Source organism: Brevundimonas sp., from assembly GCF_032107865.1.
In the GTDB taxonomy this organism is placed as follows: domain Bacteria; phylum Pseudomonadota; class Alphaproteobacteria; order Caulobacterales; family Caulobacteraceae; genus Brevundimonas.
Genome location: NZ_DAMCNG010000002.1, coordinates 34,213 through 45,172 on the forward strand (window position 1 = coordinate 34,213; position 10,960 = coordinate 45,172).

The window sequence follows — 10,960 nt, forward strand, 5'->3', positions numbered from 1 at the left end:
CAGGAGCGCGCCATGCAGGCCGTGACCGAAAGAACCACCGGCGGGTCTTCCGTCGGAGCGATGACTGCTGCCCGAAACGCCTTGGACGCCGCTGAGGCCGTCGCGCACAGAACATGGGCTGCAATCCAGGCCGAGTTCGAAGAAGCCGAGGCTGCGAGCGACCGGGCATTCGAGTACGAATACGAGGCTGAGAGCGACGAGCCTGAGTACGAACGTCGGCAGGCCGCCAATAAGCAGATCTACGAGCGATACAGGGCGGCCCACGCCGAACTGTTCGATACCAGGGCCGCTCACTGGGCTGGCGTCGCCGCCAAGATCGGGCCGACGCTGACCCGGTTCGGGTCTGGTGATGAATCGGACGCGCCATGGTGCCAATCCGCCCGCGAACTGCGTCGTGTACTGCTGGAAATCGGGGACGGCGCCCCCGGCGATGCGCCAACGGGTCTGGTCCTCAAGGCGCGCCGGCACGCCGAAAGCATGGCTTATCGGGCGGCCAATGAGCCGGGTGGATATAGCGCCTGGGGCTGTAACATTCGGGCCTTAGCGGACCATGCGAGTGCGATCGAAAGCATCGTCGAGGACACCCGCGCGCTGTCGAAATTCAACATGGACCACCGCCTTGTTTCGGGCGAGGCGACCAACACGGTCTGGTTCTGGCCCGAGCACCTCGACTGCGAGGTCAGCAGCCTATCGGGCGAGATGTTTGACGCTCTCTGCACGTTTGAAGAGCTCGACGCGAAGGACACCAGCCCTACTGCTCTGTCTCCCAAGGATATCCTGGCGTATTCACGGGCTGAGAACGACCTGTTGGCCATCCCCAGCGCCGCCCTGCGCATGACGCCAGCGAGCAAGGGCGGCGTCGCCTTCCAGCTGGTCGCGGCGATGGGGCAGTTGCATGCCGTCCAGCATGCGGCCTCCGACGATGCCGACGACGCGGCGAACCTGATCGTCTCCGCTGTCGCTAACGCCATCCGGGTTCTCGACCTGCCGATCACGCCTTTGGTCGCCAAGTTCTTCATGGGCGATGCCCTGGGCGACGGCGGGACTCAGCCGGAGGGCGGCCAGTGATCCGCCGCTCCTGGTCGAACCCGGCCCACCACGACGCCCCGATCTGGAAGCTTATCGTCCTCGGCGGCGCCCTCGGCGTCGGCAGCATGGGCTTCTGCGAACTTCTGCTGAGGGTCGCGGCATGACACAGCAGGGCCCCCGCGCTCGCGCCATAGCCACCGGCGCCCTTCTCGGCGATCCGCCGCCGGGCCGTACCCCGTGGGCTGCGCCCCACGATCCGAACGAAGTCCCCCGCACGGGCCTGAGCGCCGTGACGGCCACCCAGGACTACCGCCCTGATTTCCTATCGGTCGATCAGATCAGGCCGGGAGAGCCTGACAAAGGACCGGAAGGCCCTTTGCCGGATGCTCCAGCGTTGGCGCCCAAGTCCACCGGAAACGGTGCTTTCGAGCCCGAAAAGCCCGAAGCCACTGGGTTTGAGGGTGGCGCCGACTGTCCCCCAGATCGGGGGAAAGGGGACGCCCTTCGTCCGATCACGGCCATCAACGGTGCCGGTCTCACGCCGTCGACGCCGTCGTCGTCAGGCCCGATCTTCGAGTGGGTGAACCCGACTGACCTACTGGTGAACGAGGCCTATCAGCGAGACCTGGCCGAGCGGTCCACCAAGCTCATCCGCCGCATCGTGCAGGGCTGGGACTGGACCAAGTTCAAGCCGCCCGTCTGCAGCCTCGGCGACGACGGCATGGAGGTGATCGACGGCCAGCACACGGCTATCGCTGCGGCCACGCACCCGCACATCGACAAGATCCCCGTCATGATCGTGGAGACAGAGACGGTCCACGACCGCGCCGCCGCCTTCATCGGTCAGAACATGGACCGGCTGGGCGTCACGAAGATGCAGCTGCACAAGGCTGCCGTCGCCGCTGGCGATGAAGACGCCCTGACCATCGAACAGGTCTGCGGCAGGGCAGGGGTGACGCTTCACGCCAGCCGGCCGCATCGCTGGAAGGTCGGGGACAGCATGGCCGTCGCAGCCGTCGGCGCCCTGATCAGTCGCCGCCACGCCGCAGGCGCGCGCCGGGTTCTCGACGTGCTGGTCCAGGCCGAGGCCGCACCGGTCACGGCCAACGCCATCCGGGCGGCAGAGATGATCCTGTTCGACGCCGACTATGCCGATGCCGACCACGACAACCTGGCCGACACCATCCGGTCGCTCGGGTCCGCCGCCGAACGCGAGGCTGCGACGCATGCCCTGGCGCACCGCATCCCGGTCTGGAGGGCGCTCGGCATCGTCTGGTTCAGGAAGTGCCGGAAGAAAAGGAGGGCTGTTTAATGGGCCGTCGCCTCACAGCTCTCATCCAGGACCTCGCCGACGGTGACCGCGAGAATGGCTTGCATGATCTCGCCGCAGACTTGGACCGGTTTGCCAGTGCCGACAGAGTCGGCAGCGGCTACGACACCACAAGCGAGCGCCACCTTGCCGACCGGTTGATCCTCGCCTTCGTGGAGCGGTCGACATGATCCGTCGCCTCCTCTGCCGCTTGTTCGGCCACCCGCCGCTCGCCCCCGGCGCGCTGTGGGGCTCCTGCCGCCGCTGCGGCCAGTTTCACAACACCCGCCAAGGATGGAAGCCATGACTTTTCGCGTCATCAAGGGCGGAAAGCCCGAAGCGCCTGAGCACCGCAAAGACTTCATGACGCTGGAAGAGCGCGCCAGCTTCGAGGTGATCGACCGGGTCTGCGCAGCGATCCATGATGTCGCTGCCGAAGACGCGCCCGGCTTTCCGACTTGGCAGGAGTTCGTCGACGGCGCCTACGAGAACGCCGAGACCAATCCCCGGATGCTCTTGCAGATGCAGCAGACGATCAATGCGGCGCGCGCGGCCATCGCAGCCCTGCGACCCGAAGAGCCGAGCTTCGACGAAGACATTGCCCTGCTGGTCAGCAACAGCGTCGAGGCGGGCGGGGATGCAGTGATCGTCACCGCTCACGTCACCGCCTGGATCGATCAGGTGCTGAAATGACCACCGTCGCAAACGACAAGCTCGCCCTGGCGATCCAGCGGCTGGAGCGGATCCAGATCTGGTTCGACGCCCTCTCCACCAAGTCCAGGACGGAAGCTGAAGTCCGCGCCCGCCTTGAGGATGCCGAGGCCATCGCGATTGTTCTGAACCGACTCTCTCTGGCTGAGAGACTGATCACGCGCATAGCTGAGGACGCCACCTGGGACGGCCCCTCGTCGGCTCGTCTCTTTCTTTCAACGGGGAGGGCGCCATGACTGTAGCCAACGACACCGTCGCCACCATCGGCCCGGCTACCGAGCGCCGCATCCAGATGGCCTTCGCCGACGCCTGCATCATCACCGCCCAGGCCGCTGCCAAACTGCTGGGCATGGACGCGGGAACGCTGCGAGAGCTGACCGAGGAAGGCGTGATCCGTGCTGTCCGCCGTGGCGCGCGTCGCGCCTACACCGAGGGTGACATACGCTGTTATCTGACGCAGGCTGACGCCCCGGTCCGCGAGGAGAAGCCGAGGCCGACGGTCCACGTCCAATCAAAGGTCGTGCCGTTCTCCCAGCGGCGAACGAAAGCGCGAGGTTAGAATGCGGTTGGTTGGAGGTTTTGCGGGCGCAGCACTGTTGGCTTTTGGCACGGCTGCATCAGCTCAGAACGGCTATCAGCCACCTTGGCCGGCCTCTGCGGACGACGCCATGGAATGGCAAGTCGAGCATATCGACGCGATTCCAGCGGCGCTCGTGTGGTCGGACGGTCGGATTGTCGCGGCGATGGAACGTGAAACCCTAAAGCGCTCGGGGAATATCGTTCGAGCGTGGTTCAGATGGGATGCCCTCAACGCTGAAACAGCCGAGGAAATCAGCGGCCGCTCCCTGCTAGTGCTGCGGGAAATGGACTGCGAAGGGGGGAGGGCCCGCCCGCTGGCAATGACTGTGTACGCGGGCAATAACCTCACCGGAAGCAGTCAGAGCGCAGAGAACCCTCATGCTGAGTGGATCTACGATCGACCAGGCCAGTTGGGGGAGGCGCAAACTGCGGCGGCTTGCGAAGGTGTGTTCCTGTTCAACGACGCCGACGTCCGCCGCTGGATCAAGGAAATGTCAGGGCGGTGAGCGTCTATCTGCCGAAGAACAGCCGGTACTGGGCCTACGACTTCCAGTACAAGGGCAGGCGCTACCACGGCTCGACGGGCGTGGAGACCAAGCGCAAGGCCGAGGAGGTCGAGCGACGTATCCGCACCAAGGCCGCGACAGGCGAACTGGACGACGCATCGCAGATGACGCTGGACGAGGCCGCCGGCCGTTGGTGGTCCGAGCGCGGCACGACGCTGAAGGGAGGTGCGCGCCTAGAGGCCCGGATCGAACGCATGATGGCCGTGGTCGGGGCGGGAACGCGCCTCTGCGACATCACCACGAACCACCTCGCCATCGCCATCGAGAAGCGTCGAGGGCAGGGGATTGTGAAGTCGAAGGCCAAGGGCGCCAAGGAATACCTGCCGTCGAACTCGACGGTGAACCGGGACATGATCGACACGCTTCGGCCGATCCTGAACCGTGCCCGCAAGGTATGGGGCGCCCGGTTGCCCGAGGTCGACTGGGAGGCACTCAGGCTCAAGGAGCCGAAGCCGAAACCCAAGGAGCTTGTTGGGGGAGAGCTGGAGAAGATCGAGGCCGAGGTGCTGCCGCACTGGCATGATCTGATCCGGCTTGCAGCGCGCTATGGCTGCCGCCTGTCTGAGCTGTTCTTCTCGCTCGACGACTTGGACGTAGCGGACGTCAACCGCGCCCGCCTTCGTCTCCGGGACCGGAAGGGCGATGATGACCACGTCATCCCCCTGCTGCCCGAGGACGCAGCCATGCTGTCGGCTCGCCTCGGCCGGGCACGGGCCGCAAAGCTGGAGACGGTCTGGTATCGCGAACGTCGCCTACGAGGCCCGGCTGGCAAAGTCATACTGAAGGCGCTCAAGCCCGCGGGCGCCGCCATCGCCATGCGCCGTGCGATGAAGCGATCAGGCCTGAAGGACGCCAAGGGCCTGCGGGGCATCCACGACCTGCGCCACCACAGCGGCATGCAGATCCTGCGGGAGACCGGCAACCTGCGACTGGCGCAGCGCCTTCTGGGCCATGCCGACATCAAGTCGACGATGGTCTACGCCCATGCGATCGAGGACGACGTGAAAGCCGGCCTTGCGGCGCTGTCCCGGAATAGTCCCGGAGCCCCCAAGGGAGATGGGAAAAAGGGCAAGTCGAAACAATCGCCTAAGGGGTCACGCGCGGCGGCTTCATAACCCACAGGTCGGCGGTTCGATCCCGCCTCCAACCACCACCTTACACCCACTTAGGTTGGGTGTTGTTCTGGGCGCACGAAGCGCGCCAGATCGCCGTGCAAGATCACCCTGGCGGGGGCGCCGCGCTTGTTGTTCACCGGCTCGATGTCCACTCGCTGGATCAGATCGCGAACGCTGTCGATCACTTCTCGTTCGGCCGGGTCGGAGCTGTCGCCGGCATCCGCCAGTCTTTGCTGAAGCAGTTCAATCCGGCGGGCATAGTTCTCGGCCGCCTTGGGGTGCAACTGGACGGGCGCGGGGGTGGTTGAGTCGAGTTCGGCAAGGGCGGCCGCGATTTCCGTTTGCTCGGCTTCCAGAGCCTCGATGCGCTGGACGAAGCTGCCTGCACATAGGTTGATCAGCGCTCTGGATGGCGACAGCATGGGCCAGTAGTCGTCGGGGATCTCGGCGTCAGGGATGGTCGGGATGATGACGCCGGCCAGTTCCGCCAGCTCTCGGACTTTGGCCTCTGTATCTCGCCCGGACCAGCCGTCTTCATCGAGGCCAAAGGTGCGCTGGAACAGGCGCACGAAGTCGTCGTCGCTCATGATGCTCATGGCGGGGTCTCCAGTTCAGATTGCGGGGGTTGGGTTGCTAAATTGACAAAATGTCGTTACCCGACATTGCCAAATAAGGATGGGATGATGTTCAGAAGCTCAGCAGTGGCCATGACTGCCTGTATCGCAATGGCGCTGGCAGCGATCATGGGCGGGGGCTCAGCCGTCGCACAGACCATCGGAACGACGACGAACCCGAGCGTCACCTACCCTGTGCGGGAGAGCCAGCCGCTCTTTGGTCAGCGGATAGTTGCCCCCGGCGCGAACCTGAGTCTGGAGTCATTCCGCTTCGTCGTACTCAATACATCATCCCTCAGCGTTATCCCTGCCATATTCGAAGTGACCTCAGGCGGAGCCAACGGTCTTACCGGCATCACGCTTTCGCCTGCGCCGATCTGGACAGGACCGGCAACACCGATCACCAATTCGGCATTGCCGAGTGATTACACCTTCACACCCCCCACGCCGATCGCACTGGAACCGGCCAAGGTCTATGCGATTACGGTGCGTCGGGCGATAGGTGGTGAAATGGGCGACGTTTATACTGCAAGCGACAACTATCCGGCGGGCAACGCGATTATTTTGCTTAGCGATTTATCGATTGCCGCCCTCCCAAATGACCTCGCCTTCTCCGCCACCTTCGTGCCGACCCCTGCCTCTGTCCCCACCCTCTCGGAATGGGCGATGATCCTGCTGGGCGTGATGCTGGCTGGCGGCGCGGCCCTGACGTTGCATCGGCGGCGTCAGGCGGCCTGATCGCCGCTCTGGTTCCGCCCGAAGTAAAAGCCGAGGATCAACAGCATCCCGTCCTTGAACATGGACGCCACCAGCATGACGGCGTCGGCATAGGGCTCGGCCACCATATCGCCCAGCCAGGCGATCACCTGCGGCCGCCAGCGGGGCGGTTTACGGCTCATGCGCCTGGACTCCTGCGACGTTGACGGGAGGGGGCGGCAGGCAGCTTCATCGCCTTGCTCGCTCGCTCGCTCGGTCGGTCAACGTCGCCTGCCCGCCTGGACGGCAATCATAGATTAGCCACGGCTGAGCAGGTCGTGCAGTGGCGTGATCAGGCGGTGGCTCGTGCAGTTCGGGGCGTGGCGCCTGGCTCCAGCTGCATGTCGATGACGTCGCCGGTCGGGACGTATCCTTGCTCGCGTGCGAAGCGCGTAGCGCTTTCGACGGTGGCCATCATGTGCGGCGATTGCCGCTCGATCTGATTGTTCACGAGCAGGGCGTATTCATACCAGACGTGAGGTTCGCCCATCGACGCCGCGCGCGATATGCGAAGGATAACCGCCGTCTGCATTTGCGCCCCTCGAACCTGCCCATCGGCATCCCTTGCCTCGTGCTATGGCCCAGATCGTTGAACGCTGTCCAGCGAGAATTTGACGTCAGTTTCAAGTCCTTGGCGTTCGCCGACGAGATGGGGCGGGCGGCGGCGGCGGGGGGTCGAAGAAGCGCCGTTGATGTGCGTTTGAACCTCAGGCGCTTTGACCCATTGTACTGGGCATGCCTCTCGCTCTTTTCGCCTTTGGCGCCATCATTCTGGCCGTGGTTCTCACCGGGGTCGATCGTGCGATCACCAGCGAACGGCGACGCCCGCCGGATCGTGATCAGGACGGGGAGCCGGACGAGCCTCATGGCCCGGCGAGAGGTCTGTAGCGGCGAGGACGGTCGCCTGAATTCAGCCCGGCGGCATAAAGCCGTCAGGTCTGCGGAATGCGCGAGGCGCCGCCGGTGATCTTGCAGAGGTAGTCGGCCTGTGGGCGACCGGTCTGCGTTCCGCTGGGGGTGAGAATCCCGCCGCGCGCAACGCAGTCGGCGTCCAATTTGGACAGCTCTTCCTGATAGGTCGGCATGTCACGGCCGGTGGCGCAGGCCGCCAGGGCCAGAGGCGCGGCGATGACGGCGACGAGCATGAGGGACGAGCGCGTGAGAGGTCTCCTTCGGCGATGGACGGCGACTGCCGGGCGACGGCGAAACGGCCGATTCCGCCTGACGTTCCGATAGAGGGCCGCGCGGGGCAAGCGGAAAGGGCGCGCGGCACCTCAACCCGCCAGAACGCCCAGATGCTCCAGCAGGATCTTCAGGCCCAGCGCGATCAGGGCGACGCCGCCGATCAGTTCGACGATCTTGCCCAGGCGCGTGCCCGCCGCCTTGCCGACCAGCAGACCCAAGGTCGCCAAGGCGAAGGTGGTGAAGCCGATGCAGGCGGCGATCAGCCAGATGTTGGCGTCCAGCAGCGCCAGGCCGACCCCCACCGCGCCGGCGTCGATCGAGGTGCCCACGGCGGTGGCGACCAGGGCCAGCATGCCGCGTGACGCGGCCTTCCCGCCCGCCGTGTCCGCCTCGACCTCTTCTTCGTCGCGCTTCAGCGCTTCCCAGATCATCTTGGCGCCGACCGCGCCCAGCAGGCCGAAGGCGATCCAGTGGTCGATGGCGGCGACGAAGCCGGCAGCCGCTACGCCCAGGACGAAGCCGATCAGGGGGGTGATCGCCTCGATCACGCCGAACACCAGGCCCGAGCGCAGGGCCTGGGACACGGTCGGCCGGTGCTGGGCGCCGCGCCCGATGGCGGCGGCGAAGGCGTCGGCGGACATGCTGACGGACAGGACGGCGATGGCGACGGGGGACATCATGGGGAAACACACTCGGCCGGACGCATGACAGCACGCTCCACGCGCGGGCCGGCCCCGCAGGTGCAGCATGCTGGTCTCGCTAGGCGGAGGTGATCCGCTGATCGCGCCATGCTCCTGACGACAGGAACAAGTGTGTTGACGCGACCCCGGCTGGGATATGCCGGAAGCTACTCCCCAACGGCCGCCCCTCTAACGCCTCGTTCCGAGTCTATCAACCCGCAGATGGCCAAAGGCGACAAGACGCCCTATCTGTGCTAGACGCCGCCGCTTCACTCTTCGCCGCAGGACATCCGCCCTTGAGCATTTCGCTCGATCTCACGCGCGCCAGCGCCCCCGTTCAGGGCATGGTCAAGACGCCCGTCAACCTCAGCGGTCTGACGCGCGACGAACTGCGCCAGGCCCTGATCGACGCTGAAATCTGCCCGCCCGAAAAGGCCAAGATGCGCGCCTCGCAGGCGTGGCGGTGGATCCACCATTACGGCGTGACCGACTTCGATCTGATGAGCGACGTGGGCAAGGATACGCGCGCCAAGCTGGCGGAGGCCTTCACCTTGGCCCGCCCCGAGATCGTCGAGCGTCAGGTGTCCAAGGACGGCACCCGCAAATGGCTGATCCGCACGGCGCCGGGCATCGAGATCGAGACCGTCTACATCCCCGACGTGGGCCGGGCCGGCGCCCTGTGCGTCTCGTCCCAGGTCGGCTGCACCCTGAACTGCACCTTCTGCCACACCGGCACGCAGAAGCTGGTCCGCAACCTGACCACGGCCGAGATCGTGGCCCAGGTCCAGGTGGCCCGCGACGATCTGGACGAGTGGCCCTCGCCCAAGGAAGACCGTCGCCTGTCGAACATCGTCTTCATGGGCATGGGCGAGCCGCTCTACAATCTGGACCACGTCGCCAACGCCATCGACATCATCTCCGACAATGAGGGCATCGCCCTGTCGCGGCGTCGGATCACCGTGTCGACCTCGGGCGTCGTGCCGCAGTTGAACGCTCTGGGCGAGCGCACGGCGGCCATGCTGGCGATCAGCCTGCACGCCACCAACGACCCCTTGCGCGACCAACTGGTGCCGTTGAACAAGAAATATCCGCTGGACCAGCTGATGGCCGCCATCCGCGCCTATCCCGGCCTGTCCAACGCGCGCCGGGTGACCTTCGAATACGTCATGCTGAAGGGCGTCAACGACAGCCCGGCCGAGGCGCGCGCCCTGATCAAGCTGATCGAGGGCATTCCGTCCAAGGTCAACCTGATCCCGTTCAACCCCTGGCCCGGCACCGACTATCAGTGCTCGGACTGGAAGACGATCGAGACCTTCGCCGCCATTCTGAACAAGGCCGGTTACGCCAGCCCCATCCGCACTCCGCGCGGCCGCGACATCCTGGCCGCCTGCGGCCAGCTGAAGTCCGAAAGCGAGAAGCTGAGGGCCTCGGCGCGGATCAAGGCCGAACGCGAAGAGGCCGACGCGGCCTGAGGCCGCCGACCGTCCGGCTGGACGCTTTTGCGCGGACTGTGGCGCGGGCGCCCTAGCGGAAGCGCCAAGCTTTCGGGCAAGGGTGTTTTGGTTTCGTTCCCCTTTAGGCTGGGAGGCTAGGGTTCGTCGTCATGGAGACCTCGTCGTTGCCGGGCGTTCTGTCGACTCCTGAACTCCAGGCGTTCGCGACGGGCTTTCCGATTCTGATGCTGCACCTGGCGGTGACGTTCGGCCTGCTGGCGGCGGGGGCTGCGGTCTATGCCCTGTTGACGCCGTGGCGCGAGATCGCCCTGATCCGGCAAGGCAATCCGGCCGCCGCCGTGGCCTTTTCCGGAGTTCTGGTCGGCCTCGCCATTCCGCTGGCGGTGTCCCTGTCGGTGTCGACCTCGATCCGCGATATCGCCATCTGGGGCGTGGCGACGGTGGTGCTGCAACTGCTGGCCTTCCGCGTCGTCGACTTCCTGCTGCACGGTTTGCCGCAACGGATAGAGAAGGGCGAAACCTCCGCCGCCGTGGTCCTGGCCGGGGCCAAGCTGTCGACCGCCTTGATCCTGGCGGCCGCCCTGACGGGTTGAGGGGCGGCCTTGCGCTTTCCCCACCTTCCTGACTGGACCATCTACGCCGCCGTCATCGGCGTGATCCTGATTGCGTCCCTGAACCGGGGCGAGCGCGCCGATGCGCCGCACGACTTCCACTACGACGAGACGACGGGGCCTTTGCTGGGGCCGATCACTCCTTTTGATCCGTCCGTCACGGTCGACACCTCGGACGAGTATGAGCCGGTGTCAGGCACGGCCTTCTCCATCGCCGGGGACGGTCGCTGGATCACGGCGCGCCATGTGGTCGAGGGCTGCCGCAAGCCGGCGCTGGTGATCGACAAGACCCGCGCCCTGGCCGCCGACGTGCGCCTGGCCGCGCGGGCGGACGTGGCCGTGCTGCTGACC

18 protein-coding genes, 1 pseudogene and 1 riboswitch are annotated in these 10,960 nt (G+C 65.7%); of the genes and pseudogenes, 14 read left to right on the forward strand and 5 right to left on the reverse strand.

The genetic code is table 11. The features are described from left to right. The first annotated feature begins 12 nt into the window (after positions 1-12). From RT567_RS00530 to RT567_RS00570, 9 genes are all read left to right on the forward strand, one after another. A complete protein-coding gene (locus RT567_RS00530; RefSeq protein ID WP_313573575.1) occupies positions 13-1,068 on the forward strand; it encodes a hypothetical protein in 1,056 nt (351 codons plus the stop codon). Further along, on the forward strand, positions 1,065-1,193 hold the full coding sequence (locus tag RT567_RS00535; RefSeq protein ID WP_313573577.1) for a hypothetical protein: 129 nt from the start codon (positions 1,065-1,067) through the stop codon (positions 1,191-1,193). Before RT567_RS00530 ends, RT567_RS00535 begins: the two co-directional genes overlap by 4 nt. Then, entirely contained in the window at positions 1,190-2,341 is a 1,152-nt protein-coding gene (locus RT567_RS00540) for a DUF6551 family protein (protein ID WP_313573579.1), read from the forward strand. The genes RT567_RS00535 and RT567_RS00540 overlap by 4 nt, the downstream gene beginning before the upstream one ends. Beyond that, complete coding sequence (locus RT567_RS00545; protein ID WP_313573581.1) at positions 2,341-2,529, forward strand: hypothetical protein; 189 nt, start codon at positions 2,341-2,343, stop codon at positions 2,527-2,529. Before RT567_RS00540 ends, RT567_RS00545 begins: the two co-directional genes overlap by 1 nt. 112 nt (positions 2,530-2,641) lie before the next feature. Next, entirely contained in the window at positions 2,642-3,031 is a 390-nt protein-coding gene (locus tag RT567_RS00550) for a hypothetical protein (RefSeq protein WP_313573582.1), read from the forward strand. Then, positions 3,028-3,285, forward strand: coding sequence for a hypothetical protein (locus tag RT567_RS00555; RefSeq protein ID WP_313573584.1), 258 nt, complete (start codon positions 3,028-3,030; stop codon positions 3,283-3,285). The genes RT567_RS00550 and RT567_RS00555 overlap by 4 nt, the downstream gene beginning before the upstream one ends. Beyond that, positions 3,282-3,608: a helix-turn-helix domain-containing protein gene (locus RT567_RS00560; protein WP_313573586.1), complete on the forward strand. Its 327-nt coding sequence runs from the start codon at positions 3,282-3,284 to the stop codon at positions 3,606-3,608. The genes RT567_RS00555 and RT567_RS00560 overlap by 4 nt, the downstream gene beginning before the upstream one ends. A 1-nt stretch (position 3,609) precedes the next feature. After that, complete coding sequence (locus tag RT567_RS00565) at positions 3,610-4,134, forward strand: surface-adhesin E family protein (protein WP_191001842.1); 525 nt, start codon at positions 3,610-3,612, stop codon at positions 4,132-4,134. Beyond that, complete coding sequence (locus RT567_RS00570; RefSeq protein ID WP_313573588.1) at positions 4,131-5,309, forward strand: tyrosine-type recombinase/integrase; 1,179 nt, start codon at positions 4,131-4,133, stop codon at positions 5,307-5,309. Before RT567_RS00565 ends, RT567_RS00570 begins: the two co-directional genes overlap by 4 nt. Before the next feature lie 50 nt (positions 5,310-5,359). Here the strand turns inward: RT567_RS00570 and RT567_RS00575 are convergent, their stop codons facing one another. Beyond that, positions 5,360-5,905, reverse strand: a complete 546-nt coding sequence (locus tag RT567_RS00575; RefSeq protein ID WP_313573590.1) for a hypothetical protein — start codon at positions 5,903-5,905, stop codon at positions 5,360-5,362. Positions 5,906-6,016: 111 nt separating this feature from the next. Here RT567_RS00575 and RT567_RS00580 point away from each other — a divergent pair, with 111 nt between their 5' ends. Then, positions 6,017-6,661 carry an IPTL-CTERM sorting domain-containing protein gene (locus RT567_RS00580; protein WP_313573591.1) on the forward strand — a complete coding sequence of 215 codons (645 nt, stop codon included), beginning with the start codon at positions 6,017-6,019 and terminating at the stop codon, positions 6,659-6,661. Here the strand turns inward: RT567_RS00580 and RT567_RS00585 are convergent. Both RT567_RS00585 and RT567_RS00590 read right to left on the reverse strand, forming a co-directional pair. After that, positions 6,649-6,822 carry a hypothetical protein gene (locus RT567_RS00585; protein ID WP_313573593.1) on the reverse strand — a complete coding sequence of 58 codons (174 nt, stop codon included), beginning with the start codon at positions 6,820-6,822 and terminating at the stop codon, positions 6,649-6,651. The genes RT567_RS00580 and RT567_RS00585 overlap by 13 nt on opposite strands. Before the next feature lie 149 nt (positions 6,823-6,971). Continuing rightward, positions 6,972-7,211 carry a hypothetical protein gene (locus RT567_RS00590; protein WP_313573595.1) on the reverse strand — a complete coding sequence of 80 codons (240 nt, stop codon included), beginning with the start codon at positions 7,209-7,211 and terminating at the stop codon, positions 6,972-6,974. A 203-nt stretch (positions 7,212-7,414) separates the two neighbouring features. Here RT567_RS00590 and RT567_RS00595 point away from each other — a divergent pair, with 203 nt between their 5' ends. Next, positions 7,415-7,567: a hypothetical protein gene (locus RT567_RS00595; RefSeq protein ID WP_313573597.1), complete on the forward strand. Its 153-nt coding sequence runs from the start codon at positions 7,415-7,417 to the stop codon at positions 7,565-7,567. A gap of 44 nt (positions 7,568-7,611) precedes the next feature. On the opposite strand, the gene RT567_RS00600 is transcribed toward RT567_RS00595, so the two are convergent. Further along, complete coding sequence (locus tag RT567_RS00600) at positions 7,612-7,824, reverse strand: hypothetical protein (protein WP_313573599.1); 213 nt, start codon at positions 7,822-7,824, stop codon at positions 7,612-7,614. A gap of 129 nt (positions 7,825-7,953) precedes the next feature. Then, positions 7,954-8,544 (reverse strand): manganese efflux pump MntP family protein, encoded by a 591-nt coding sequence (locus RT567_RS00605; RefSeq protein ID WP_313573601.1) that lies wholly within the window; start codon positions 8,542-8,544, stop codon positions 7,954-7,956. 12 nt (positions 8,545-8,556) lie between these two features. Then, positions 8,557-8,722: riboswitch (yybP-ykoY riboswitch) on the reverse strand. A gap of 118 nt (positions 8,723-8,840) precedes the next feature. Between RT567_RS00605 and rlmN the strand changes: the two genes are divergently transcribed. From rlmN to RT567_RS00620, 3 genes and pseudogenes are all read left to right on the forward strand, one after another. Beyond that, positions 8,841-10,016: a 23S rRNA (adenine(2503)-C(2))-methyltransferase RlmN gene (gene rlmN / locus RT567_RS00610; protein WP_313573603.1), complete on the forward strand. Its 1,176-nt coding sequence runs from the start codon at positions 8,841-8,843 to the stop codon at positions 10,014-10,016. A 131-nt stretch (positions 10,017-10,147) separates the two neighbouring features. Next, complete coding sequence (locus RT567_RS00615; protein ID WP_003166326.1) at positions 10,148-10,591, forward strand: DUF350 domain-containing protein; 444 nt, start codon at positions 10,148-10,150, stop codon at positions 10,589-10,591. A gap of 9 nt (positions 10,592-10,600) precedes the next feature. Further along, a pseudogene (locus RT567_RS00620) lies at positions 10,601-10,960 on the forward strand (serine protease); the annotation flags it as partial.